The following is a 24,106-nucleotide window of genomic DNA, read 5'->3' on the forward strand; positions in this document are numbered from 1 at the left end:
CACGATCAGCTCCAGGGAACCGATGACTTGATATAGTTAATCTCCTTTTGAACTAACCTCAATTGCTCTCGCCAGTCTGGATACAACTCCCCTGCTGAGGTTTCATGGCTTCGCTTCAATCCCTCTTCCAGCTCGATGATCTTTGTCAGCAGCTCAGACGCGCACAGGTTCCCTGCTCCTCCCTTAAGCGAGTGGATTAATCGGAGAGCGGCAGATAACTGCCCGTTGTCCATTTTCCTCGTTACCCTTTTATCGAGATGCTGATATTCCTGAATCCATTTGTAAAGGGCAAATTGAAAAATATATACCTTTCCATCCATACCAGCTATCGCCTGTTCTGCGTGAACACCTTGTAATTTTTGCAGCCACGCTAAATGAATCCAGCTGTTTAACATTTTTACAGCATTCAGTTCATGGACAGGCTTGAGCAGCACAGCATTAATGCCTGAACGAAGACAAACTTCCTGTTCATGCTGCGCGGCATCGGCCGTAAAGGCGATAATTGGAAGTCTGTTAAAAGCTTTCTTTTTGCGAATATGTCTAGTCGTCTCAAAGCCATCCATCTCCGGCATATGCAGATCAAGCATGACCATATCCCAAGGACGCAGCTCCAGTGACTCTAACAGCTCTCTTCCGTTGGCAACCATCGTTACTTCAAAACCGCGCTCTTTCAGGAACTCGGTAATCACCACCTGGTTAATCTCATTGTCCTCCGCTATAAGAATTTGATACTTCTGCGCTGCAATCTCTCCTTCATAACGAGAACTTATCATCATAGGTGTATCCAGAGGATTAACATTTACAGACACTGTATTTTCCTTTTCCAGTCTCCAGCGGATAACCTCCAATAGAGCATTCCGAGTCACGGGCTTGGACAAAAAGGCATCGACGCTGCTATCCGCACCCCCGGCCGCTATCCCTTCCATCACAAACACGGTTGTAAGTCCAATGCTCTGAGTTATCTGCCTATCCAGCATTTGAAGCCATTGCCTCCGGGAGTCCAGTTCTCTAAAACCTTCCATCCCCATATCAATGATAACAAAATCAAAATGCTCACCCTTTTGAAGGGCGTCCACACTTTCTTGGAAGGATGAAATAGTGAATGTTTTTAATCCCAAATCTTGCAGTAGTTCGTTCAAGTTGTATCTCACCAGTTCATGCTGTGCAACAATTAAGGCTTTGCCTTCGATTGGTTTTTCTATTCGTGTGCTTCCCGCATTCAATTCCCCGGTTTCCAACTCGACATTAAAGTAAAATTGACTGTACTCTCCTAATCGGCTTTTCACTTCTACTTTCCCGCCCATAGCTTCAGCCAAATGCTTGCTAATGGCCAAACCCAGCCCAGAGCCCCCATATCTGCGGCTGGTTGAGGTACTCGCCTGGATAAAAGGGACGAATAGCTTGTCCATACACGTCTCGGAAATTCCTATTCCCGTATCTTCTACCATAAAAGAAACGCCTACTCGTCCGCCCTGCTGACTGAGCATTTTTACCTGTAACAATACATGTCCCTGATCCGTAAACTTGATGGCGTTGGTCAGAAGATTTGAAAGCACCTGCTCTATTCGAAGCGGATCACCCTTAAACCTTTTCGGTAACGTCAGGTCCGTTATAAATACGATCTCTATTTCCTTATCTTCCAGCAAAGTTCCAACAGTATCTGCGAGATGCCGAAGCATTTTTTCCGGCTCAAATTCTACCTTTTCCAGTTCCAGACTGCCGGCTTCCATTTTGGAAAAATCCAATACGTTACTGAGCATGGATGAAAGGGTACGCGAGGAGGCAACAAGCTTGTGGAGGTAATCTCTTTGAACGGCAGTCAGTTCAGTCTTATTCAATAGCTTTGACAGACCGATGATTCCATTCAGCGGGGTGCGGATTTCGTGACTCATATGAGCCAAAAAAATGCTTTTCGCATGGTTAGCCTCGTCCATCTCCATTCTCTTCTGCTCGGAGGCTTTATACTCTGTAATATCCAACACGTGACCGATAACATACCTAGTAATCCCGTCCTCCTTAACCGGATTTAAGGTAATGAGAGCCGAATATTCCCAAAACTCCAATTCAAATACGGTTCGATCACCGAACCAGGCCTGTTTGTAGTATTGACTAAGCTGCTCCATCGTTTCAGAGGAAAGCTCCAAAATGTCCCCGAGGCGCTTCACATGCTCCCTTTTATTGTAGTTGACTTGCAGATTCAGACCCACGCGCTCCAGCAATTCACCTTCAAGCAGCCTATAATAAAATTCATTACCGCTTTTCTCCAGCCTGAAGATAAAGCCCGGTTGGACCCGAAGTAAATTCAGCAGATCACGCTCTTTGTTTAACAAACGTTGTCCATATGTATACTTAGCGGTGGTTAAAGTGTGCACAAACAGAATCATGAACATTAGGCCAATCCCTAGCTCCAGCACGCAGGTCAGCAGTATTTTATCGCTTATGCCAAAACATAAGAACAACATTCCCGCCACTCCATAAAATACACCTGTGATCGTCTGACGAACAAGTTGACGCTGAAAAAACAAAACTAACAATAATATCACGATAGCACATAGCATTAAATCTCGAACCAAGTGTTCGCCCCTTATAATCTTCCATGTTTTGTACGATAAATCGAAAATATAAAAAAACTCAGGACAGATTCCTTATGCCATAAGGCTTAAAGAACTGTCCCGAGCATTCATTGTACTATAGATTCCATAGGGTTCAAGCTCGTTTTAATATTTGAAACGACTGATCATCACCTTCAAATCAGTAGCCATGGTTGAAAGCAACTGTGCAGAAGCTGATATTTCCTCCATGGAAGCCAGCTGCTCTTGTGAGGAGGCGGCAACTTCCTCAGATGTGGCGGCATTACCGGTTGCAATCGTCGCCAGTTCGTTGGCTGTCGCTGCAATCTCTTGTACACTGGCTGATATTTGCTGTGCAATCGCAGCGACCTCCTCTACCTGAGGTGTTGTCTCTCGAATGCCTTCCATCGCATGACCCAGCTTGACAATGGTTGCTTTGGAAATCTGCAGTCCATCCTGCACCTCAGTCGTAACCCTGTCCATCGTCTTCACTGTTGTTTCGGTTTCATGCTGAATTTCGGCAATCAAGGTGGCAATCTGTGTGGCGGATGTCTGAGACTGCTCTGCCAGCTTGCGCACCTCATCAGCAACGACGGCAAAGCCTTTTCCATGATCACCCGCTCTAGCTGCCTCAATAGCTGCATTCAATGCCAGCAGGTTTGTCTGATTGGAGATATCGCCGATAACCTTCGTAATTTCACCGATTTCATGAGAGCGGGCTTGCAAGGTTTGAATCATCTGGTTGGAACGCTCTACTGATTGATGAATGGAATTCATTTGCTCACCTGTCTGCTCAACAGACTTTCGTCCTTCCTCGGCTTGCAAGGCAGATCGTTTGGCCAAATCGGCTACCGAAATCGAGCGTTCAGCGATTTGGGTGATCCCCTGTGCAATTTCATCGAGGGCCACCGAATTATTTTCCAGCCCTGTAGTCTGCTTCTCTGCACCACTGGCTATTTCTTGCACAGCCTGGGACACCTGCTCACTTGCAGCACTGGTTTGTTCCGCGCTTATTGTCAGTTCATTCGAAGAAATTGCCACATGATCTGCACTGTTCCCTACGTTCTGAATGACTGATCGCAAGTTATTCTGCATATTTTGAAAAGCCACTCCTAATTCTCCGATCTCGTCCTCGCTCTTTACTTGAATGTCCTGTGTCAGATCTCCTGCGCTCACATTTACCGCTTGTTCTTTTAACTTTAAAATCGGTTTGATGATGGAACGGATCAGGAAATAAACGATGAAAATACCAATCACAAGACAACCGATGATGGTTAGTAAAGTGCTGATCAAAATCGGTCCTGCTGCCTCATCGACTTCAGACAAATATAGCGTTCCGCCTATCTTCCAGCCAGTTAGCTTGTTAGTCGCATAGTTCATATATTTGGGCTGTCCTTCATACTCATACTCGTATTCACCAGCATCGCTCTGAAACATGCGTGATTCAATATCTGTAATTTTGGTGCCTGCTTCCTTCGTCGGATGTACAATGTAAGTATGGTTGCTGTCCAGCAATATAGCATAACCCTCATGACCTACTTTAATATTGTTCAACGTCTCTTTAATACCACTTATTTTCAGGTCAATGCCAATAACACCCGATCCATCTAACGTTGCCTTGGACACCGTAACCGTCATTTGCTTCGAGCTTGCCGAAAGATAGGGAGAACTAATCGCTGTCTTTGCTTGCTCCTTTATCGCTTTATCGTACCAAGGTCTGACTCGTGGATCATAATTATCCGGTAATTGCTTCTGTGGATAGGTTGTAAATTTACCGTCCTTCGTACCATAAGAAATGGATTCTGCTTCAGGATGAAGTGCAGCATATTGCTTGAAAAACTCTTCCAGTTTGGCCGCTTGTTCCTCCGTCTCTACCCGATTGCCTTTTAGTCTTTCTGCAAAATATTCTGCGTCATGTACCTTGGGTTCAATAGTACTATTAATAATAAAATTAGTGCGGACAATAGCCTGCTCGGCACTTTCTTCAATCTGGTTTCGAATCTGCTGACTCGCGCTTATAAACGACAAAGCCCCCACGATCATGGACGGTAAAATCAGAAATGCAATAAAGGCGACCATTAGCTTCGTTTTAAAATTTTTGCTGAGCATCCTTGCGACTAGCCCCTTTTTCCCCGATAACTTCTTCATTAATAAACATCTCCATTTCATTACCTGGATTTCCTAACCTATGGCGAACCTCTTCGTCTTGCCGATGACGACAATCACCCGACAGACTCTCTTTCACATTTTTCACATCTGCTGCTAAAACGCTTGGACATAAAAGATATAAACACGCTAGTTAAATAGGTATATGTACTTATTTTTGAAAACAGCAAAGCTGATAGGAACCGGTTCTTTGATATAATATACCTAAAAAGTATTAAAAAAAATGCATGGCACATGTTAAGGAAATGTTAGTTTCACTCACTATACCTACCTCTTAACATGAAAATAATCCCCTTGAAGGTAGCAAACATAGGGTCATTTTCGAAAATCACCATATGTTTGCTACTCCCAAGGGGATTAGGTCCGATTCGCTTTATTCAGTTCCATCCAACAACACCTTTAGATCGTCAAGCCTGGTAACAGGTGCCTGACAGGTAAAATGCTTACACACATATACGGCTGGTTTGCCTTCCACAAGATCGTAATCACGGATATAAGGAACCGTCTCTGCAATCTCCGACTGCCCTTCATCCTTCAAAATAACGACCGTATTCGGCCTGAACCCAGCTCGAACCGCTTGAATGAACTGTACGGTCTGCGGATCGTCCCTATGACCCACAATCACAATCTCCTTCGTCGTTCCCGTCGCATACAACAATGCGCTAAGCAACGCGGAGTAGCCTGACGGATAATGAGCAACCATGCCGCCAAAAGCCTTAAACTGCTTGGCTGCATAGTTCTCCAATCGAGATTCACCCGTTAGTCGTGCAAGCCGCACAAAATTATGAGCCGCAATGCTGTTACCCGACGGCATCGCACCGTCATAGATTTCTTTAGGCTTGGCAATCAACTGCTCGCTATCTGACCCGTAAAAGAATAATCCGTCCTGTTCCTCATCCCAGAACAAGTCGATCATATTTTGATTGAGCGTCAACGCCCGTTGCAGATATTGTACATCGAAGGTCGCCTGGTATAACTCGATCAAGCCCCACACATAGAAAGCATAATCATCTACATAGCCGGGGTAAGCTGCCTGGCCGTCACGATAACGTGCCAACAGCCGTCCGTCCTCTCGTCTCAAATGCTTCCACAAGAACGTCTCAGCCTTCTGAGCTTGCTCTGTATATCTGGGGTCTCCAAAAGCTTGCCCCGCCTTCGCCAAAGCAGCAATCATCAACCCGTTCCATGAGGTCAAAATCTTGTCATCCTTGTGAGGATGAACCCGCTTCTCCCTGGCAACAAACAGCTTGGCGCGTAGCTCACTAACCCGCTGCTCTAGTTCCTGCTCGGTCAAGTCATGCTTGATCCCGTAGGCTTCCAGATTGATATCAATCAGGTTTGGAATGTTGTGGCCTTCAAAATTGCCGTAAGGTGTAATCCCGTACAAATCGTTGAAAAAGGCGGCATTCTCATCACCCAGTACAGCCCTTACCTCGGAGTCGTCCCAGACGTAGAATCTCCCCTCTTCTCCTTCGGAATCCGCATCCTCTGCCGAATAAAAGGCGCCTCCTGCATCCGTCATGTCCCTTGCGATATATGTAAAGATTTGCTCCGTAATTCGTCGGTACATTTTCTTGCCCGTTATCTGCCAAGCCTCTGTATACGCGATAGCCAGCAATGCGTTGTCATACAGCATTTTTTCAAAATGCGGCACCAACCACTTCTCATCTACGGAGTACCGTGAGAATCCCATGCCTACATGGTCGTAGATTCCCCCCCGTGACATCGCATCCAGTGTCTTCTCTGCCATTTCCAATGCCTGTTGATTCCCCGTATGCTGTGCATATCGCAGCAAAAAAGCCAAGTTATGCGGAGAAGGAAACTTGGGAGCTTCCCCGAAGCCGCCATATTCCTTATCGAAGGTGTGGCTGTATTCATGGAAAGCTTTATTCAAGCTCTGTTCATCCAGTTCACCGCGATAACCTGCAAGCAAGTCCTGCCTCTCATGTTCGGTAAGCACCTGCTCACTCAGCTCCACCAGCTCTTCCGGTTGTTCTTTCCACCGGGTTTCCACTTTGTTCAGCAGCTCCAGCAGTCCGACACGGCCAAACTTCTGCTCCTTGGGCAAATACGTACCTGCAAAAAAAGGCTTCTGATCCGGGGTCATCAATATCGTCAGTGGCCAGCCCCCATGCCCCGTCATCGTCTGACAGATGGACATATAGATATGATCCACATCCGGACGTTCCTCCCGATCCACCTTAATGGATACGTAATCCCGGTTTAATACCTCTGCAACCTCTTCATCCTCGAAAGATTCTCTCTCCATTACGTGACACCAATGACATGTTGAATAGCCAATAGATAAGAAAATAGGTTTGTTATCACGCTTAGCAATTTCAAAAGCCTCATCTGACCAAGGGAACCAGTTTACCGGATTGTGGGCATGTTGTAACAAATACGGTGATTTTTCCTTGGCTAATCTATTCGGTTTGCTGCTCGTTGACATGGGGCATCACCACTTCCGTAGTTAGATTTTATGCTTGGTATTATTTTACCCTAAATGGGTGGTAAAAGTCGGAAGGGATGAAAAAAGATAATGACTATCAACCGAATCTATCAATAAATTGTTTTATTCAGATCATGAGTAGGTATGAAAAAGCACTGATAGATATTCTCCATCAGTGCTTTATTTACTGTAGTCGTACCTTATTAGCGTTTAGCATTATACTCATTAGAATTTATATCAAATATCTCCAGAGCTTTCAGTAAGGCGTATTCACTTGTTCTGGCCCCTTCTTTTGAAAAATGTGCATCCGGAAACGCGGGCGACATATGATGGTACCCGGGATAGACATGTAATTCCACCAAGACACCATTAAAGGCCAGTTGTTTTGCAAAAAACAAAGCTTCATCAATAAATAAATCAATGGTACCTATATTTATATAAGTCGGTGGTAATCCGGCCAATGACTTAGCACGGGCCGGCACATAATACTCACTTACCTCCTCCTGACCAGGTTCATCCCCCAATACAGATTTCCAGCCAAAATAATTACTTTGTTTTGTCCAAATAAACTCTCCTGCGTATGGGTGCTCTGGTGCGGTACTTGTGCGATCATCTAGCATTGGCCTCATTAATCTTAAATGATGGATTTCGAATTCCTTCTGATCACGAATGTACAAGGCTAGGCCAGCCGCCAAACCGCCGCCAGCGCTGCTGCCCCCTACGGCAACTTTCTGAGTATCTATCCCTAACTCTTCCGCATGTTCAATACACCATTTTAGGCCCGAATAACAATCCTGTAACTGACTTGGCTGTACATGCTCTGGTGCTAGGCGATAGTACACAGATACACAACAGAAACCATGTTGTACAGCAAGAGATGCATTAGCAGGACGATCCACGACTGGACTTCCTAAGACCATCCCGCCTCCGTGTATCGAATAATATAGAGGCATCTTATTTTGCTTAGATTGTTTGGGCTTAATGATTTCTATTTGAATATCTGGACCACTAAAATAACTTGGCACAATCTTTTTTTCTAATGTAATGGGGAACATCTGCGTTACATCTATTTGTTGCATCATTTGAGATTGGTTTTTACGTGCTTCCATTAGTGTAGATTCGGTAAGATCGGTTGTTGGTATTAAATCAACTGCACTGATAATTTCTGGATCAATTAGATGTCTACTTCTACTTTTTTGCTCCCCCATAGTAATCGTTTCCTCACTTTCTTGTTTTAAAGACAATGAATCAATACATATTCCCCTTCAATTGTTGCTGTCGTTTATATTCATATTTTAAAGATTAAAATAAGCTTTATAAATGAAAACAACGATTTAGAATCATTTTTGACATAAAAACAAATAGTGAGAAAATGAAATGTCAAAAAAGTATTTCGGAATCTGGATGTGGGAATGCGAAGACACATCAAACCTTTTGCCAAACAAAAAGACGCGACCGGATTGGTCGTTCACAGCGATCATCCGGTCGCGCCCTAAGCTCATCACGTTATGTCCATCTACTTTTTATGTGAATAAACAATTTTCTTAATGGTTTCGGTAGAGAGGAAAAACTCCTTAGCTAATTGCTCGATACTGCTGCTATTTTGAAAAGCATTTCTGATTGCGGCATTTCGCTGTTCAAGCAATCTTCTCCCGCCACTCAAACTTCCCCAATCCATATATTCCGTTTTTGGCTTAGGAATATACAGAGTCTCTCCTTGAACATATTTTTGGATTTCCATAATTAGTTTTTGAGGTAAAACTTTTGTAGCATTCGTATATCTCAATTTTACTCGCCCCTTATTTTGATTTTGTAAAATAAGGTGCAAAGCCAAAAATATTAAAAAAGCTTGTTCAGCGTTAAAAATTGATTCGCCCCATACAAAGTAACGCTTTCCCAATAATTGGCTTTGCATGAGTGTAAGAAGTCACAGACAATCCTAACAGATTCTCCATCAGTAGGCACCCCCTTTTACCTTGCAAGTATAGCATAACTTCTGCTCACCTGGGATCAGCCACCATTAACCAACACTCTTCAATACTTTTCCCTGAACGTGGAGGCACAGACCATCTTTTTTTCAAATTCATCTAAAATTCTAAATCCAGATATTTCATCTTCCTTTTCTCCAAGTTTTATCAAAGTCGCTATTGCTAAGTCTCCCACCATATAATGACCTAACAGCTTATCTTCCAATACGTGTTATTACATGATATAAAACTATGGGATTCTTATCTTCTAGCAAATTTTCTAAACTCACCTATTTATATATTCTCCTTCCTCGACCTTCTTTAATATACTTCATTTTATTCCCAGCCGAGAGCTGTAAATTGGATTGGCTGGAACTTGTTTCATCAGAAACAACCTCTATGATCAGCTCCGCATTTCTCTTCGCAAACTACGCCGCCATCATACTCATGGTATGGCAATCCGTTTGTTTTACTGAAGCGAGACCCCGGAGCAGCTTATGATTGACGATTCCGATCACCACGTCCGGCTCCATTACATCCTGATGGGAGAGCATAACCAATGTTGCAATATCCTCCATCTGATATGCCACCGTGAATGCCCTTAGAAATGTTTTCGAGTTTTCACTTTCCGGTAAGGATAACTCTCCTTTGAGGAGATCCTCCTTGACTGCTCCAAGCGATTTTCGTGCCCGGTGGAGTGCAACTTTTACCGCTCCCACCGTTGTTTCGAGCATGTCAGATGTTTCACTAATCGAATAGCCAAACACATCTCGCAGCAAAAAAACAGTTCTCTGAAGCGGAGATAAATGATTCAATAAGGACTGAAACGCTAACTCGATTTCAAAAGATCCATGATCCGGTGCGATTACTTTCGCTTGTTCCCTATTCAATATCCGAGTGTAGACTGCTTTTCTCCGTATATCATCAATCCAGGTGTTCTTAGCAATCCGCAGCAAAAGCGCTTTGGGATTTGTATGCTCGAAGCTATTTAGCTTACCTAATGCTTTTATCCAGTGTCTTGAGCCAGTTCTTCCGCATCCCAATTTGATTTCGTAAGCGACAGACAGTAACGTTTCAGGACCGCCTGTAATTCCTCCAAGTTCTCGATGTTTATTATATTATCTGTCATTTGTATAGAATCATTTATGCGCATAGGTCCTCTCCTCCACGGTCTTATTCTGCCCTTTCCTAGAGCAAAGCCTTTTGCTACCTTCAACGTAAACGAACAAGTGGTTGTAAAAGTTACACCATTTACGTAAATCGTATTTCCATTGAAACCTCCGTATCTTTTTACGGCCTAGGTTCGTTTACAAGGAGAAATCAACTGAAAACAGGAAATTGGGGGTATAAAAATGAGTGTTTATGTTCCTTATATTGTCGAGCAAACCGCTCAAGATGAAAGATCGTACGATATCTATTCCAGACTATAAAGGATCGTACTTCAAGAAAAAATACGAGTTGATATCATGTTAGCAAGCTTACAAGGCAAGGAAGTAACTATTCAATTCATAGATGGGACAAATACATGCGACGGGATATTGGATCAGATTGACGACTAGTTTGTTAAATATCTTACGCAATATCAGACGCTTGTTATTCCTATTACGTCCATTCGCACCGTATCCATAGACATTAAAGAACGGCAACCCTACAGAGTTGGATTCGCCCCATGATCAAATTATAGTATTACAGGCACTCGCCGATCCCACAAGTCACGCGATCCTTTCGTGACTTGTGGGATCGGCGAGCCGTATGGGTGGCAATTTCATTTTACGGTAGCCTGATATTATTGGAAATTTCACAGGGAGTAGAAATACTTCAGCTAGATTTTCATGGGAATATAATTCACCCCATTCTTTTGTGGGATCGAGAAATGGCTGTATTAATAGATACAGGATTTCCAGGGCAAATTGAAGATTTACGCGTGGCCATGGAAAAGGGAGGCGTGTCGTTCGACAAACTAAAAGCTGTGATTTTGACGCATCAGGATGTGCATCATATAGGTTGTCTTCTGAGATTTTGCAGGAGTGTGGCAATCATATTAAAGTATATGCACACGAACTGGATAAGCCGTATATTCAGGGGGAGATCCCTCTTTTAAAAGATAGTCACCTTGAGAATCCCCCGAAGGGCAGAGTGGACAATACCTTAACAGATGGTCAGGAACTGCCGTTTTGCGGTAGGATTCGAGTCATCCATACGCCTTGGGCATACCCATGGTCATATTAGCCTTTATTTAAGACAAAGTAAGACTCTCATTGCGGGGGATTCGATGTACAGTGTAAACGGGATTCTCGCTGGAATTCATGTCCCACCACACCGGATATGAATGCAGCTCGTCTCTCATTGAAAAAGTATTTTGATCTCGACATTTCATCCGTGGTTTGTTATCACGGGGGATTAAGTAATGCAGATGTTAATGATCAGATATTAGGACTTACCCAAGGATCATTTGATCGGTAACAAGTTCTTGGAATTAGCTACCTTACCGTCTTCCATTGCCTCAAAAGAGTCTGTAAAATATATTGTGTAAACTCTCAAACCCATTAAAATGGAAGTAAGAGAAAGGTTGGGGGGAACACTATGGGACTCTGGTCAAAACAGCAACTTCGGGAATTCATTAAAGAGAACAATTTAGTCACTGCACAGGATGCACAGAATGCGTTAAAAGACCTGTTTGCAGAGACGATTCAGGAGATGCTGGAAGCCGAAATGGACACCCATTTGGGCTATGGAAAGCATGAGGTAAAGGCGAAGCTTACCCCGAACAGCCGCAACGGAAAGGGTCGTAAAACAGTAGTCAGTGAGTACGGCGAACAGGAAATCAGCATTCCTCGAGATCGCCTGGGTGAGTTTTAGCTCCTGGTTGTCAAGAAGCATCAATCGAACGTAACCGGCATCGAAGAGCAAATTATTGCCCTGTATGCCAAAGGGATCAGCACCAGGGAAATCCAAGATCATTTGGGACAGATGTACGGCATTGAGGTCTCTCCTACGCTCATTTCCAATGTCACGAATAAGATTGTGCCTCTCATTAAAGAATGGAAGAGTCGGCCTCTGCAAGGCGTTTATGCAGTCGTTTATCTGGATGCCATTCACTTCAAAGTAAAGCAAGACGGGGCCATTATTAATAAGGCAGCCTACATGGTCATTGGCATCGATCTGGACGGAAATAAGGATGTCTTAGGCATGTGGATTGGCGAGAATGAATCCTCCAAGTTCTGGCTGAGTGTCCTGAATGAACTCAAGAATCGCGGGGTTCAAGACATACTCATTATCTGCGTAGATAACCTGTCTGGATTTTCTCAGGCGATTGCGGCCTGCTATCCCCAAACCGAAATCCAAATGTGTATCATTCACCAGATCCGCAGCTCCACCCGGTACGTTTCGTACAAGGATATTAAGAAAGTAACTGCCGACTGAAAGCCCATTTACAAGCAGCAACCGAAGAAGGGGCTTTGCTTGAACTCGACCGTTTCGAGGAAGTCTGGGGTACGAAATATCCCCTCATTATCCGCTCCTGACGGACCCATTGGGACGAACTTGCTGCCTTTTTCAAGTACCCACCTGAGATCCGCAAACTCATCTACACGACGAATATGATCGAGAATTACCACCGGCAGCTTCGTAAAGTGACAAAGGGGAAAAGTATCTTTCCTACCGATGAAGCTCTGCTTAAGATGCTTTATCTGGCCACCGCCGATGTCACTCGAAAATGGACAGGACGTGTCCAGAACTGGGGACAAATGCTCCTCCAGTTTTCCGTCTTTTTCACTGATCGGGTCGGTCAACACTTCGTTAGATTCGCGTTTTCCCCCTCGGGGGAATCTATGCTTAAAAGAGTTTACACAAAATTATTGACAGACCCACTAGATATAACATATCTACAATATATTCAAATAACACTTTGTCAAAATTAAAAACTTTAACAAAAGTGTTATTTTATATTTCACAAAATATAGATTTTATTTTGCATTTTCACTATCAACTACATTAATGTTATCTTTGTCAGGAGCGTCTTTTGAAGATAACAATTACATAGCAAATGCGGAGCAGTCGATATTTGCGACTCAAGACCATGGTAAAATAAATGAAAACGAAGTTAAATATACTCCAACCAATAGTCCTATGGATTTTTTACCTATAAATTCTGTTCACCATAGAGGAAAAGGAGCTTTTCAATACCCTTTCACTCTTTCTCCTCAAAACGGTAAAAATTTGAATATATATGTTAAAAATAATGGTTCCTCGTCAGTTTCTCAATGTAAAGGTTAATGATGAGGACTTCGGAGACTCAACTATGCCTGTCAGTAGACAAAAAACTAGGAATTTCGAACAATTAGTTGGTACTGGCTTATCAGGTAACTATGAAGTATATATACAACGAAGACGGCTCTATCTACGATCTTAATATAAACGCTAGACAATTCTAAAAAACTTCCATAAACCAGTCTGTTATCATTGTAATAACTTCAGTTGCATGATTGGTTACACAGTGGTTGCCATCATTCCATAGTTTAATTGTTTTATTCACAGAAGTAGACTCATCATACATTCTTTGAATACCGGAGGCTGAAAATAAGGGGTCAAGCCTTCCGTGGTTCAAAAAAAGCGGACATTTGATCCGGTTAGCGTATTCTTCCATGGTCATGCCATTCATAAACCGTTCCAAATCCTGATCTTTTTTATTAGTCAAAGCAGAAAATACATTGGAAAAGTGAGGCAAGAAGGACAGTATTTCTTTGGGAGAATATGAGCCTCCATTAATAACACAAGCATTTAGTTTGTCGCTAATTGCTGCAGTTCTGGCAACCAAGTATCCTCCAAAGCTATAACCGATCATCCCAATTTTCTCAAAACGTTGATCCTTGAATGCATACTCAATGATTTCATTTAGAGCTTCTTCATTGTTCAATTCCATATACAGTTTATTGAATAATCTTGTTTCACCTTGGCCGGGACCATCCATCATGAGATAGGCTATTCCTCGCTCAGCATAAAAATGGCTGTAATTGTGATGCTCTTCACGCCATCCATCAGCACCACCAATAGAAATAACTACAGGTACCCGACCGCGTACTTTTTCAGGCATTCTTAACCAACCTACCATTTGAGATCCCTTGTATGGAATTTCAACTTTTTCGATTTGTGGAGTATATAATTTTGCTGCTTCGCTGTAGCAGGTAATTAATTTGCGATACATATCCAGCTTTTTTTCCGTATCATGAATTATTGTATATTGCCCAACCCTATATGCTGCTGTTGCATTTAAGAAGAATGTCCTTGCAGTAAAAATATGGCCATCTTTTAAAGCCTTTTCCGCAAGCGATTGTGCAGTTTCTGCAATCTTAAAGCATGTGTCAGCATAGTCTCTCCCCTGCCGGTATTCTTCCATAAGCTTCAAATAATCAACTAAATCAAATCCATTAGTAATTGCCCTGTCTATGGGTACAGTTCGAATCGTAGCATGAAGCTCCTGCTGGTTTTTATCCATAGCATTGACCACCTCTTCATTTGATTCATTCATCCCGATTGTATTCGTTTAGTTCATTTCCAGGTTGTGTTTAAGCCAGTCTATCATTTCCGGGAACACCTCATCCAGATAATCCATGGTGCAATGTTCCCCGTCTTCGTAATATTTAAGTTGCTTGTCTCCCTGTGCCCATCTCATCATCTTTTCTGAATGAATTTTTGGCGAGGGCATCACTTCATCCTTCCCTACATGATAAAACAATAGAGGGACTTGCAGATTCGGAGCCATTTCAATATCCCAATCAAATTGATGAACAGCTGCTTCAAGTGTCTTACATCCAGTCATGTAAGTGACGCCACGCTGCCAGATTGGATTCAATTGCTTTAAACCTTGGAGACCCCCGGTATAAACCAGCCCACTGTTACCTACCACGCATTTTACTCGTTTGTCATATGCCGCAGACACCGGGGCTAAATATCCTCCTAAGCTAAAGCCTGTCAAGGCGATTTTTTGAGTATCCATTTGATAATCCTGCTGCATCTCCGACCAGTCGATAATTGCGGAAACCGCTTTGTGATATTCCTTGACCTCAAATTTCATGTCCTTCCACAGTTCTCCCTGCCCGGGGCCATCAAAAGCAATAAAATTGAATCCATGCCGCCTGTAAATGTTGCCGTGGGAATGACCTTCAGCTTCCTTAATGTTATCCATTCCATTCACAAAAATGACCAAGGGTTGGTTCGGAATTCCTGAAAGCCGTAAATAAGCTGGAATTTTTACACCTTGAAACGGAATCTCAATCCGAATTGGTTTTTCTTTGTCTTCATATAAACGGATGGCTTGTTTGTAGCTTCTTCTGGCTTTCTCTTGAGATCCTTCTTTCTGACTGGAATCAATAAAGAAGATGTGTTGGCCAACATGATAGCAACCTACTGCCGCATAAAATAATGCTTTGGCCTTAGTACGATAACCTTCATTTAAAGCCTGTTCGGCTTTTCTATAAAGTTCATCCCCTTCCTTCGTCCATTCTTCACACCACTGCATCCAATTTGGAATTCTGGCGACGACTCTTTTCAATCTTCCCAAATCAATTCCGAAAGATAAGAATCTTCCGTACCATCTGTGATACACATTCTTTTCATTAAAAATAAACTTAAAGGCAAACTTCTCTCGCAGGGACAACTTTACCAAAGCAATTCCTCCTCAAAATTTTGTTTGCTTTAACTATAATAGCTATAGCAACTATATGGTTAAAAAAATTACTCGGCATTGCCACTTATTCTTTCAAGGACGCTCATAAATACTTTCAATTCTTCGTCTGATATGCCTTCCCGAAATTGTTCGTTAATGGACTTCGCACAAGGAATCAGATCGTGAAACATCATTTTTCCTGTATCAGTCAGGTAAATGCGGATGCTTCTCCTATCTTTGTCATGGGTCTCCCTTACGATATAGTCTTTTTTAGAAAGAACGTCCAAAATTCTGGTCAGATTTGTTTTGTCTTTGTACGTTTTAATTGCAATTTCACTTTGAATCAGGCCCGGTTCTGCGTACAGCACATTAAGAACTGTCCATTGCTCAAAAGTGATGTCATATCCCTTTTCCAGGAAGGCGCTTAGAAGCTTTCTCTTTATGAGAACTTCTCCCTTAATAATTTTAAATCCGATCAATTGTGTGTAGTCATATTTATGATTGGTCATTTGAATAATCCGCCTTATTTTTGTTGTCATAAATATAATAGCTATAACAACTAATTTCGTCAAGAATTATATTTGTAAAAAATTCCTGCACCCATCATCAATGACATGTCGATAAAAGCTTCATCCACGCATACTAATTTTTATATAGATCAGACTTTAACTGGCCAAAAATATATTCTTGCATTTGATCTAAAAGAAGAATGATGTTAGTATCTTTGCCATTTTTCAAAACCCAATGAATAGACATCATTGAGTTAGCAGCATATAGTTCTGCTAAATACTCCAATGCGATCGAAGTTGAAGAATTCTGTTGCTTTAAATAAGCTAAGCAAGTCCTAAACAAAATTTGTTCAAACTCCTTACGTAGATCAGCCGTTACTTCATGAATGGCTAATAATGTTGAAATTTCGAACTTATTTTTAATCATTTGATCGGTTACAAGTTCTATGGCATTAGCCACCTTACCATCTTTCATTGCATCAAAACGATGTTCAACCTCAACTTTAAAATCAGAAGCATACTGTTTAACTATTTTTTCTAGCAAATCGTACTTATCCAAATAATGACTATAAAAAGTAGAACGTCCGATAAGAGCTTGATCACAAATTTTTTTGATCGTAATATCTTTAAAATCCTGCTGTTGGAGTAATTCAATGAAAGCTCGCTCAATAGCTATTTTTGTTTTATAAATTCTGATATCTTCATTCATTTAACCACTTGCTCCTTATGTGTAAGTTTTCGAACACTTCATATATACCGTGTAAGATATCTTACAGATGATGCGATACTAATTATTTTTTATGTAGTAACTATACTCTATAGTAAGCACATACCCAAATTGAAGGAGGAAAATATATGTTTAAACCCTATGTAAATAACGAGCAATTCAATCTTCAAATTAACCGTTTTATCAATGATTATTATCAAGAAGATGATCGAGCCGCAACGGATTTGGAAATAATCATTCCGAAATTAATCGACACCCATGGCTGGTATGAAGCTTGGCTCAATTTTGCAAAGAAACGTGAAGATAGCAAGGACTATGACTTAGCCTCAGTCTACTATCAAGCTGCAGAATTTTATCTTGCACCCACAGACCCCAATAAAGAAAAAATGTATCAAAAATATAGAGAAACCTTCTATAAAGGCTTTCATGATTTTGATTATGAATCCTACAAGATTCCCTATGAAGATTCCTATCTTCCTGCTGTAAAATTATTGACACCTGGCGCTACGAAAACATTGCTTGTCTTTGGTGGGTATGATTCTTACATGGAAGAGATGCTTAAAATGATGAAATTTATGAAAGGAATTGATTACAATATTGTTGTGTTTGATGGTCCAGGGCAAGGAACTGCATTAAAAAAAGGTCTTAAATTCATTCACAACTGGGAAAAGCCCATATCAGCTGTGATCGATTATTTCAAATTAGATCGTGTAAGCCTCCTAGGTGCTTCTTGGGGAGGATATTTGGCTATGCGTGCTGCAGCCTTCGAAAAGAGAATCGATAAAGTAGTTGCTTTTAATATTTTCTATTGTGGTCTAGATGCATTAAGAATGGGTATGCCAGAAGAAACGTATCAGAGTATGATGCAGCTAGTCGATCATAATGAAGTGGATCAAGTGAATTCATTATTCGAACAGATGATGACTCACAATATTGATTTGCATTGGAAGATTACCAAAGGGATGGAAAATACCGGTGAAGCAACGCCTTTTGATCTAAAATTTCGAAAAGCACACGATGCAAGGCATTGGGGCATTCATTAATCAAGATGTTCTTTTATTAGCTGGAGAAGATGATCAATACGTGCCTATTAGCCGACTCGCACAAATCCAACAAGAATTAATAAATGCTGCGTCCATTACAACCAAAGTATTTACTAAAGAAACGGGGGGTGAGCAACACTGCCAAGCAGGTCACAGGGAATTAGCATTTAATGAAATGAAGAAATTCCTATAACAGCTGGGCAGTATAGTGTTCCTCCGCAACATGCTCATCAAATACAAGCCGACTCCAATTATAGGGTCGGTTTCGGTTCACATCACTTTAGATATGCTAATATTTCTATGGACATTTACTATCTATACTGGAAGGTATGTTTCTGTGCAATTTTACACAGCTAGAAGTTAGTGTAATATCACTCAGATTATTTCACTTTATTCGCTTAGAAATCGGATGATCTTCATTCAGCTCTAATAAATCCCACAGATTCCCGTATAAATCCTTAAATACTGCAACCATCCCATATGATTGACTTTTGGGTTCTCTCACAAATTCTATTCCTCTTGAAATCATTTCATTATAATCTCTCCAAAAATCATCAGTGTTTAAGAATAGAAACACTCTACCTCCCGACTGATTACCTATAAATGACTCCTGTTCAGGCTTAGATGCTCTTGCAAGCAATATTGTAGTACCGACTGAACCGGGAGGTGATACTACTACCCATCGTTTATCTTGTTCTGGCTGATAGATATCTTCAACTAATGTAAAATTTAGCTTCTTAGTATAAAAATCTATTGCTTCATCATAATCTTTTACAACCAACGCGATATGAACTATGGATTGAATCATATTCTTAACCCTCCAAATTTCGAGTATCTTAGCTTTCTTCCCACGGACTTTCCTTATACCAGCCTTCATGAGCATAATATTCCCTATTATAACGCACTAAATTAAACTAAAAATCTCCCTTTAATCAATTGTTATATTAATTCATAAAAAACTCTATTGTTTTCTGCCAAGAATCTGATTGACCATAAGAATTTCCTTTTAACGTACCACCACAAGTAAACACGCCTAAACCCATTTTTAAGTTCAATGTTTCGCTTAAGGGGATAATATACGGTATTGGTAATGAGTGACCTAAATCCTTATAGTCTAAAAGATTGTATCTGTATTTATAATTGGTTTTTTTCAAAATACTCATCATTTCTACACATGCATCGTAAGTATTCCAAACATTATCTCGCTGACCTGCAATTAGCAGTAAATTTGCATGTGCATTCTCTATTTTTATTCGAGCCTCTTCTTTATTTCTTGCCCTTTCCACACTTTTTTTATATGTAGTAGTAAACCCAAAAGGTATATTCTTTTCTAAGCAATCACGCTGATGCTCATAAAAAATGTCATTATCAACTGGTATAAATGGTAATGATCTCCCTTCATATGACCATGATGAAACATTTTTACCACTCATCATACCATCCAAAGCTTGAAAACAATATGCATGAGGTGCAGAAACCACAACTTTAGAAATGAAATTATATCGTGAAGCCAAAAGTAACGCCAATTCTCCACCTTTAGATGTACCATGTACATATATTTCGGTAGCATGTGTTAATGGATTCTTTTTAAGCCAAGAGAACACCTTCTCAAAATATTCAAGGGGAATTTCCTCGAGTTTTTTAGGCAATCCCTTTTCATTGAAATATCCAACGGTTAAAACATTAAAACCTCTAGATGCCAATGGTCCTGACAAAAGCGAAAGACCATTTCGTTCACCATCAGATCCACCCAATACTACAATCGTTTTATTATTTGAGTTTTCAGTGTAAAACAACTCTCCCACAAATTCACCAGTAATCTGTTGTCTTTTCACTTCCGGTAACTTAAACATACGCTCTAGTCTTACGTATTCTCGATCTTGTCCATTTTCACATACTATGTCAATAAATACACTATCATCTATTGAAATATTAAGAGCAATATTCCCTCCCTCACTACTAATCTTTTGTAAAGAAGCAATAAGCCCCATACTATCTATATAATCATAAGTTCCAGAATCAGGTTTGTGTTTTGATAAATCAACACTACCGTTTGAATCCGCAGTAAACCAAGCGAATGATTGATACTTTTCACTTACAGCCCATGGAAAATGCATGGATGCAGTTATTTTCATTTTGCCCCTTGGTGGTAACCCTGTGACACAAAAATCAATTTTTTCATCAATAAGTGCAACTCTTGGTTGTACTTGTAATTTCATCTCGCAACCCCCAAAGATAGTATAGAAAATTTTGATGGAAAAATGTTATCTATTTCAATTCCCATCATTTAAATATGTTTTCTCCGTAAAATAAAACTATCTAAAGCTCGAATTTGTGCTTCTTGAAACCCTTCCAAGTCTTCAAATTTATAATTTACATCTTCCTCAAAACCAACGTACTCTTCGTTGTTGGTACCATATATTCTTTTCAATAAACTCCATAACACTTCTAATTCTTCAGTTGTGAATTCATTAAAAATATCTGCCATTAGGCATATTGCTTTCTCACCACATTCCAGCATGACTCTTTTCCCTAATTCCGTGATTTCTACGTTAATGGCACGTTTGTCCCGTTTGCTCGGTGTCGTAATCAGGTATCCTTTATTCTCTAAATTGACTATAAGCTTTTGTGCACTTTGTTTGCTTGTTTCTAACTTTCTTGCAATATTAACAAGTGTTGTTTCATCCTCTGGCAAATGAGCTATTGCCAGCATGATCATGTACTGTCGTGATGTTAAATTCTCAAAATAGTTATCGCCTTGTATTTGCAACTTATTAGTAACGGAAAAAAAAGTAGCGTAAGTTTGTTGCATTATATATAACTCTCTAAGCGCTTTAGAATATTCCATAAATATATCCTCTTCTTTTTATTGTCATCATGTTGACTATAATTACAATAACAGCATTCTGTATTATCGTCAACATGGTGACAATACTACTGCTTGGAAATTTCAGATATTTAATAAACAATTGTTATTTTTGTATCTGGAACCCCTAGTCGTTATGAACGATCAGCCCGGTCACGTCTTTTGCCTTGGCAAAAGCTTTGGCAAAAGCTTTGGCAAAAGCTTTGGCAAACGTCTAGAGTACAAGTTCATTGTCATTACGTTTTCCAAGCTCGTAAGCCACAATCTCATTATTAACTTACCTAATAGTCGTTTTTTCCACAAAATTCATTACTAATTGTTATATGAAAAACATGGATTTATACTTAGTTTATATGATTTTTCCATCAAATATTTCAACCATCGTCAAAGCCCCTGCTTTGTATCCAGAAATATAATCTGAGGCAGATAATATAGAAATTAAAACATCATTTAAATCGGATAGTTCTTCAATTAATTCATAATCGTGTTCCGACAATCTTGCTTTTAGAGTTTTCATAGAAGCGGTTATTTTCTGATGGATTGATTCAAGCTCAGGGTTTATCGGTCTAGTTCTTTCACTTGGATACCATTTTCCGTAATATAAATCTTCTAAGATACTCATATTCATCTTCTCCTTCTTAATAGAGATAAAGGTTTGAGTTAAATGCTTATAGTTCCATAATTTTGAATGCAGAATACCTTTTTGTTCCCCCAAAAACAAGAATATCTCATTAAAAAATCAAAATTGATTTTTAGCGAATATTTCACTAGAAAACGAAGTGAATACAGCCCTTCTCTGAAAATAAGCAGGACTTCATTTTTTTATAGTAAGATCGAATGCAAGCACAAAGAGCATTGCTCTGTCGACAACATCGGCTTAGACAATGCTCTTTATTTTATTGCAACTGCCCTTGGGACAGTATCTTCTGTGCATTAAAGTTAGAAGTTATAGCAAGCGAAATTTTAAAAAACTCCTCACTAATACCAGATTACTGTGGAGGGAACGAATGCTTTTTGCCACCCCAAGCCACGAGAAGCGCAAGGAATAAGAGTATGAATAATGCCCATGCAAATGATCCCACACCAAAAGTTTCAAGTAAAATACCCCCAGCCATCCCGCCGCCGGCGATAGCCAGATTCCATACGGTCGTGTTAATCGGCATGACCATATCCACTTTGCTCTCCCCTGCAGCCTGAGCAAGCGCCGTTTGCAATAGCGTTGCTGCGCCGCCGAAAGTTAAACCCCATACCGTAACAATGATATAGATCATAAAGACATTGGAGTTGCTAAAGCTCATGGCAATAGAAATTAAGACGAAGGAAATAAGACTAATAAGGACAAGCTTACGCAGCCAACGGTCGATGAATACGCCAGTTATCCATATACCTACGAGAGCAGCAATGCCAAAGAAAGCCAGCGCCAGACCAACTCTCTCACCCATCCCATTGGAGGTAAGAAATGGAGCAATATAAGTATAGAGAATATTATGGGCTGTCATCCAGGTCAGAACAACCATAAGTATGGGCCGAATACCCGGTGTAAGGAAGACTGCATAGATCGAAGTTTGCTTATCGGAGGACTGTCCCGGATAGTCCGGCACCTTCCAAAGCACCCACGCGATCAGTATAACAGTCAGTAGCGACATGATTCCAAAAACGGAACGCCAACCCATGAGGTTCCCCAGAAACGTTCCCGCAGGGACACCAATGGCCAAGGCGATGGGCGTTCCAACCATGGCAACTGCCATCCCCCTCCCCTTCAATGTAGCAGATACCATGCGAAGAGCGTAACCGCCGATCATACCCCATAGAACTCCAGCCGAAACTCCTGCCAGCAGGCGGGCAGCCAGCGTCAGTATATAGCTGGAAGAAATAGCAGTCACACTGTTAAAAACTAGGAACCCGCAGATAGCCAGAAGTAACAGCGGACGCCTCCGCCATTGACGGGTAACTATAGCTACAGGGATGGCAGCCACTAAGGAACCGATGGCATACACAGTGACCAGTTGACCCGCCATTGCCTCTGAAATATAAAGTCCCCTGCTTATTTGCGGAAGCAAACCAGCCGGAATTGTTTCCGTCATAATACAGATGAATCCTGTCATAGCCAAAGCAAGCAGACCAAGCCAGGGAAAGCGCTCAGAGGAGGCGGAAGAAGCAATCTTTGTAGTAGTAGAAGAGTTATTGCTGGACATTAGCGCAGCTCCTTAATATCGATTTCAAAACAAGTTCAAGCGAAAAATCAAGCACATATGCCAATGATTTGCCCTCCTTTTATTTTATTTATGGATCGATCATTCCATATTTTAAAGATACCTTCCAGTCTTGTCAATTACTTTTGGATCGATTAGTATATAAGTACAAGGTAAAAGGGGGCTACTCCATGGTTAGAACCGGAAGACCACGTAAATTCAGTCGTGATGAAGCGATCTCCCAAGCTATGATGTTGTTTTGGGAGCATGGATTTGAATCGACCTCTTTGGCTCAACTCAAAAAGGCGATGGGCGGCATCTCCTCCGCCAGCTTTTATGCAGCTTTTGAATCAAAAGACGCACTATTCAAAGAAGCGCTGGATCGGTATTTGGCTACATTCGGACAAGTATCGACATGCCTTACAGACTATTCACTTTCATCGCGCACTGCTATTGAATTAGCCTTAAGACGTTCAGCAATCATGCAGACTGAGCAGACCCACCCCTTGGGTTGTTTAGTCATATTGTCTGCAAATACATGTTCGCCGGAAAACACTCATATTCGAGAACTATTGATCAGGCAAAGAGCAGTGACAAGGAACAAGTTCTATGCTCGTATTGAGCGAGCTACCAAGAACGGAGAACTTCAAGAATCCACAAATGTTAGCATGTTAACCACGCTATTCGTTACCTTTCTGGAAGGTATATCTACGGAAGCCAGAGATGGTGTGTCCCTAGACAACATTGATGCAGCCATAACTAAATTAATGGAGCTTTGGGATACTTGTGCCTGAGACTTGCCCCAGTCTTCATGAAAATAAGGGCATACAAATAGAAAAAGGCAATCCCCTGGTCATACCCCTGTCAAGTAGACAAGTGAAAAAAGGCTAAGCAGCCAGCGCGTGCCGGTACTCAATCGGCGCGCGCTGTTTGAGTTTGGCCTGAAATCGTTG

The 24,106-nt window shown here is 41.1% G+C and carries 18 protein-coding genes and 3 pseudogenes; 5 read left to right on the top strand and 16 right to left on the bottom strand.

Features of this window, described 5'->3' with window-relative positions; all coding sequences use genetic code 11:
- Nucleotides 1-5 precede the first annotated feature (5 nt).
- The 7 genes from LCF57_RS07215 to LCF57_RS07245 all read right to left on the bottom strand — a co-directional run bounded on the left by LCF57_RS07215 (nucleotide 6) and on the right by LCF57_RS07245 (nucleotide 10,305).
- Complete coding sequence (locus tag LCF57_RS07215; RefSeq protein ID WP_226000101.1) at nucleotides 6-2,573, bottom strand: hybrid sensor histidine kinase/response regulator; 2,568 nt, start codon at nucleotides 2,571-2,573, stop codon at nucleotides 6-8.
- A 144-nt stretch (nucleotides 2,574-2,717) separates the two neighbouring features.
- Nucleotides 2,718-4,718, bottom strand: a complete 2,001-nt coding sequence (locus tag LCF57_RS07220) for a methyl-accepting chemotaxis protein (protein WP_226000102.1) — start codon at nucleotides 4,716-4,718, stop codon at nucleotides 2,718-2,720.
- Between the two features lie 391 nt (nucleotides 4,719-5,109).
- A complete protein-coding gene (locus LCF57_RS07225) occupies nucleotides 5,110-7,185 on the bottom strand; it encodes a thioredoxin domain-containing protein (protein WP_226000103.1) in 2,076 nt (691 codons plus the stop codon).
- Between the two features lie 203 nt (nucleotides 7,186-7,388).
- A complete protein-coding gene (locus LCF57_RS07230) occupies nucleotides 7,389-8,393 on the bottom strand; it encodes an alpha/beta hydrolase fold domain-containing protein (RefSeq protein ID WP_226000118.1) in 1,005 nt (334 codons plus the stop codon).
- 308 nt (nucleotides 8,394-8,701) lie between these two features.
- Nucleotides 8,702-8,971 carry a CD3324 family protein gene (locus LCF57_RS07235; protein WP_226000119.1) on the bottom strand — a complete coding sequence of 90 codons (270 nt, stop codon included), beginning with the start codon at nucleotides 8,969-8,971 and terminating at the stop codon, nucleotides 8,702-8,704.
- A gap of 609 nt (nucleotides 8,972-9,580) precedes the next feature.
- Nucleotides 9,581-10,042 carry a sigma factor-like helix-turn-helix DNA-binding protein gene (locus tag LCF57_RS07240; RefSeq protein ID WP_226000104.1) on the bottom strand — a complete coding sequence of 154 codons (462 nt, stop codon included), beginning with the start codon at nucleotides 10,040-10,042 and terminating at the stop codon, nucleotides 9,581-9,583.
- 116 nt (nucleotides 10,043-10,158) lie between these two features.
- A complete protein-coding gene (locus LCF57_RS07245; protein ID WP_226000105.1) occupies nucleotides 10,159-10,305 on the bottom strand; it encodes a hypothetical protein in 147 nt (48 codons plus the stop codon).
- A gap of 636 nt (nucleotides 10,306-10,941) precedes the next feature.
- On the opposite strand from LCF57_RS07245, the pseudogene LCF57_RS07255 reads away from it, so the two are divergent.
- The 3 genes and pseudogenes from LCF57_RS07255 to LCF57_RS07265 all read left to right on the top strand — a co-directional run bounded on the left by LCF57_RS07255 (nucleotide 10,942) and on the right by LCF57_RS07265 (nucleotide 13,427).
- Nucleotides 10,942-11,615 (top strand): annotated as a pseudogene (locus LCF57_RS07255) (MBL fold metallo-hydrolase).
- Between the two features lie 120 nt (nucleotides 11,616-11,735).
- Nucleotides 11,736-12,937: pseudogene (locus LCF57_RS07260) on the top strand (IS256 family transposase); the annotation flags it as partial.
- A gap of 211 nt (nucleotides 12,938-13,148) precedes the next feature.
- Entirely contained in the window at nucleotides 13,149-13,427 is a 279-nt protein-coding gene (locus LCF57_RS07265; protein WP_226000106.1) for a hypothetical protein, read from the top strand.
- A 154-nt stretch (nucleotides 13,428-13,581) separates the two neighbouring features.
- Here LCF57_RS07265 and LCF57_RS07270 read toward each other — a convergent pair whose 3' ends face one another.
- From LCF57_RS07270 to LCF57_RS07285, 4 genes are all read right to left on the bottom strand, one after another.
- Nucleotides 13,582-14,646: an alpha/beta hydrolase family protein gene (locus LCF57_RS07270; RefSeq protein WP_226000107.1), complete on the bottom strand. Its 1,065-nt coding sequence runs from the start codon at nucleotides 14,644-14,646 to the stop codon at nucleotides 13,582-13,584.
- A 48-nt stretch (nucleotides 14,647-14,694) separates the two neighbouring features.
- Complete coding sequence (locus tag LCF57_RS07275; RefSeq protein ID WP_226000108.1) at nucleotides 14,695-15,816, bottom strand: alpha/beta hydrolase family protein; 1,122 nt, start codon at nucleotides 15,814-15,816, stop codon at nucleotides 14,695-14,697.
- A gap of 68 nt (nucleotides 15,817-15,884) precedes the next feature.
- Entirely contained in the window at nucleotides 15,885-16,388 is a 504-nt protein-coding gene (locus tag LCF57_RS07280) for a MarR family winged helix-turn-helix transcriptional regulator (protein WP_226000109.1), read from the bottom strand.
- Nucleotides 16,389-16,458: 70 nt separating this feature from the next.
- Nucleotides 16,459-17,034 carry a TetR/AcrR family transcriptional regulator gene (locus LCF57_RS07285; protein WP_226000110.1) on the bottom strand — a complete coding sequence of 192 codons (576 nt, stop codon included), beginning with the start codon at nucleotides 17,032-17,034 and terminating at the stop codon, nucleotides 16,459-16,461.
- A 146-nt stretch (nucleotides 17,035-17,180) separates the two neighbouring features.
- Here LCF57_RS07285 and LCF57_RS07290 point away from each other — a divergent pair.
- Nucleotides 17,181-18,288: pseudogene (locus LCF57_RS07290) on the top strand (alpha/beta fold hydrolase).
- Between the two features lie 192 nt (nucleotides 18,289-18,480).
- Here the strand turns inward: LCF57_RS07290 and LCF57_RS07295 are convergent.
- From LCF57_RS07295 to LCF57_RS07315, 5 genes are all read right to left on the bottom strand, one after another.
- Nucleotides 18,481-18,903 (bottom strand): VOC family protein, encoded by a 423-nt coding sequence (locus LCF57_RS07295; protein WP_226000111.1) that lies wholly within the window; start codon nucleotides 18,901-18,903, stop codon nucleotides 18,481-18,483.
- A gap of 136 nt (nucleotides 18,904-19,039) precedes the next feature.
- The gene (locus tag LCF57_RS07300) at nucleotides 19,040-20,314 is read right to left on the bottom strand and encodes an acyl-CoA thioesterase/bile acid-CoA:amino acid N-acyltransferase family protein (RefSeq protein WP_226000112.1); all 1,275 of its coding nucleotides are present in this window, start codon (nucleotides 20,312-20,314) and stop codon (nucleotides 19,040-19,042) included.
- Between the two features lie 68 nt (nucleotides 20,315-20,382).
- A complete protein-coding gene (locus tag LCF57_RS07305) occupies nucleotides 20,383-20,943 on the bottom strand; it encodes a MarR family winged helix-turn-helix transcriptional regulator (protein WP_226000113.1) in 561 nt (186 codons plus the stop codon).
- A gap of 367 nt (nucleotides 20,944-21,310) precedes the next feature.
- Nucleotides 21,311-21,583: a DUF6809 family protein gene (locus tag LCF57_RS07310; RefSeq protein ID WP_226000114.1), complete on the bottom strand. Its 273-nt coding sequence runs from the start codon at nucleotides 21,581-21,583 to the stop codon at nucleotides 21,311-21,313.
- A gap of 367 nt (nucleotides 21,584-21,950) precedes the next feature.
- Nucleotides 21,951-23,156 carry an MFS transporter gene (locus tag LCF57_RS07315; RefSeq protein WP_226000115.1) on the bottom strand — a complete coding sequence of 402 codons (1,206 nt, stop codon included), beginning with the start codon at nucleotides 23,154-23,156 and terminating at the stop codon, nucleotides 21,951-21,953.
- Nucleotides 23,157-23,344: 188 nt separating this feature from the next.
- On the opposite strand from LCF57_RS07315, the gene LCF57_RS07320 reads away from it, so the two are divergent.
- Entirely contained in the window at nucleotides 23,345-23,947 is a 603-nt protein-coding gene (locus LCF57_RS07320) for a TetR/AcrR family transcriptional regulator (RefSeq protein WP_226000116.1), read from the top strand.
- Nucleotides 23,948-24,106: the final 159 nt, after the last annotated feature.

Source organism: Paenibacillus sp. BJ-4, assembly GCF_020404765.1.
Lineage (GTDB): Bacteria > Bacillota > Bacilli > Paenibacillales > Paenibacillaceae > Paenibacillus.

What these genes read in the sequence shown, in the direction of transcription:
- LCF57_RS07220 (WP_226000102.1), bottom strand. Translation starts at nt 4,718, where the DNA reads ATGAAGAAGTTATCGGGGAAAAAGGGGCTAGTCGCAAGGATGCTCAGC.
- LCF57_RS07310 (WP_226000114.1), bottom strand. Translation starts at nt 21,583, where the DNA reads ATGAGTATCTTAGAAGATTTATATTACGGAAAATGGTATCCAAGTGAA.
- LCF57_RS07285 (WP_226000110.1), bottom strand. Translation starts at nt 17,034, where the DNA reads ATGAATGAAGATATCAGAATTTATAAAACAAAAATAGCTATTGAGCGA.
- LCF57_RS07225 (WP_226000103.1), bottom strand. Translation starts at nt 7,185, where the DNA reads ATGTCAACGAGCAGCAAACCGAATAGATTAGCCAAGGAAAAATCACCG.
- LCF57_RS07270 (WP_226000107.1), bottom strand. Translation starts at nt 14,646, where the DNA reads ATGGATAAAAACCAGCAGGAGCTTCATGCTACGATTCGAACTGTACCC.
- LCF57_RS07230 (WP_226000118.1), bottom strand. Translation starts at nt 8,393, where the DNA reads ATGGGGGAGCAAAAAAGTAGAAGTAGACATCTAATTGATCCAGAAATT.
- LCF57_RS07265 (WP_226000106.1), top strand. Translation starts at nt 13,149, where the DNA reads ATGTTATCTTTGTCAGGAGCGTCTTTTGAAGATAACAATTACATAGCA.
- LCF57_RS07295 (WP_226000111.1), bottom strand. Translation starts at nt 18,903, where the DNA reads ATGATTCAATCCATAGTTCATATCGCGTTGGTTGTAAAAGATTATGAT.
- LCF57_RS07305 (WP_226000113.1), bottom strand. Translation starts at nt 20,943, where the DNA reads ATGGAATATTCTAAAGCGCTTAGAGAGTTATATATAATGCAACAAACT.
- LCF57_RS07315 (WP_226000115.1), bottom strand. Translation starts at nt 23,156, where the DNA reads ATGTCCAGCAATAACTCTTCTACTACTACAAAGATTGCTTCTTCCGCC.
- LCF57_RS07245 (WP_226000105.1), bottom strand. Translation starts at nt 10,305, where the DNA reads ATGCGCATAAATGATTCTATACAAATGACAGATAATATAATAAACATC.
- LCF57_RS07320 (WP_226000116.1), top strand. Translation starts at nt 23,345, where the DNA reads ATGGTTAGAACCGGAAGACCACGTAAATTCAGTCGTGATGAAGCGATC.
- LCF57_RS07300 (WP_226000112.1), bottom strand. Translation starts at nt 20,314, where the DNA reads ATGAAATTACAAGTACAACCAAGAGTTGCACTTATTGATGAAAAAATT.